This is a genomic window from Micromonospora sp. NPDC049903 (assembly GCF_044460945.1).
Lineage (GTDB): Bacteria > Actinomycetota > Actinomycetes > Mycobacteriales > Micromonosporaceae > Micromonospora.
Genome location: NZ_JBITKL010000046.1, coordinates 1 through 1,543 on the forward strand (window position 1 = coordinate 1; position 1,543 = coordinate 1,543).

Consider the following 1,543-nt stretch of genomic DNA (forward strand, 5'->3'; position numbering starts at 1 on the left):
ACCCTGCACTGGTCAATCTGGCGACGAACATCCCAAGCCCGAGCCCGCCGATCCCACTACCAGCGCAGACAGGCCAAGTGACGTTGGAGTACTAGAAGCCACCGGGGGATGGTGTCTCACCCGCCCTTCATGTTCGCGGCCTAACTGCGGCAGTGGGCCGTCTGTCTGGTGTGCCAGCGGGAAATTGCCGTCCCAGCATCTCCTACAGGTCGCGGCTCGGTTCGGCGCCGAGGAAGTGTCGGGCAGACTTAAAGGCCTCAACTCGACCGAGTTCAGGCGTTCGGGACCGTGTTCGCTGGCGTCGTGGTGCTGATCGACTCGCTGTGGCGGTCCGCAGTGCGAGTCTAGGCGAGCATCCTGATCCGGTTCAGCGAGCACGAGCCGAACCGGCGTTTCGTTGCAACACTTCATTTCCGGGTGCCCACCAAGAGTCGAGCCGGGACGCCGCCCATCGCCGCATGCCAGGCACCGGGCACTTTCGGCGACGTGGCGTGAAGCCGCCAGGTGTCGAGCTGCGAGCGGCCCAGTTCGTCGTCCCGCGCGCACGAGCCGGCCGATCTGTGAATTGCAGGTCGAGTGACATATGCCACACTCCGCCTGCGTGGCGGGATCGGCGATAGCTGACCAGCAGATTCTCGACGCTTGCAGTGGCAGCACGGGCACGCTGACGGCATTTGCCGTGGACGATTTGATTTATCGGGCAGACAAGCGCCCAGGCGATCTGAGAGTCTCTACAACCAGGTCACTCAGAGAAGCTGAGTTGCTACACAGGGGAGGCGCCGATGCGTGACAGGGTCAGCAGGACTGTAGCTGCTGCAATCATGTCGGCAGCGACCGCGATCGCAACCGTAATCATGCCGGTTGCCGCCTATGCGGGACCTAATGGTGCCGGTTCACCGTCCGGCGTGACACCTTCAAGTATCGACGTCACCGCCGCTAACCCTTTCAAGCTGCAGAACCGGAACTCCCTCAAGCTGCTGCAGCCGCAGAATGGAAGCTTTGCCGCCGGAACCAACGTCGTTCAACAGTCGGACGCCGGTAGCGGTGTACAGCGGTGGTTCATCATCAACGATGGCGACTGGATCAGCTTGCAGAACTACTCCGCGAACCCAACCAGGAACATGGGAATCAACGGTGGCAGCACCGCCTCCGGAGCGGCAGCGATAATCGCGGCCCCGGGCTCGGGGCACAACCAGGACTGGAAGGTCCTGTGGACGGACAGTACGCAGACCTGGTTCCGTCTTCAGAACCGAGGAAGTGGATTGTGCTTGGGAATCTCCGGGGCAAGTACCGCTAACGGCGGTTTGGCCGCCCAGTTCGCGTGCGCCAGCCCGGCCGCTGCGAACCAGACCTGGAGATTCTTGAACTGATTCCGACCCCTTCTGCTATTTCCCAAGGTGGAGAGCCAGACTCGGGCACGACGTCGGGGGGGGGGGGGGGGGGGGGGGGGGCCGCCCCCGGGCCCCCCCCGCCCCCCCCCACCCCCCCGCGGGCGCCCCCCCCGGGGGGGGCGCCCCCCCCCCCGGCCCGCGGCGCCCCCGCC

1 protein-coding gene is annotated in these 1,543 nt (G+C 65.1%); it reads left to right on the forward strand.

Annotation, left to right across the window (positions count from 1 at the left end; genetic code table 11):
- Positions 1-782 precede the first annotated feature (782 nt).
- A complete protein-coding gene (locus ACIBO1_RS31505) occupies positions 783-1,370 on the forward strand; it encodes an RICIN domain-containing protein (protein ID WP_396752849.1) in 588 nt (195 codons plus the stop codon).
- The last annotated feature ends 173 nt before the right edge of the window (positions 1,371-1,543 follow it).

What these genes read in the sequence shown, in the direction of transcription:
- ACIBO1_RS31505 (WP_396752849.1), top strand. Translation starts at nt 783, where the DNA reads ATGCGTGACAGGGTCAGCAGGACTGTAGCTGCTGCAATCATGTCGGCA.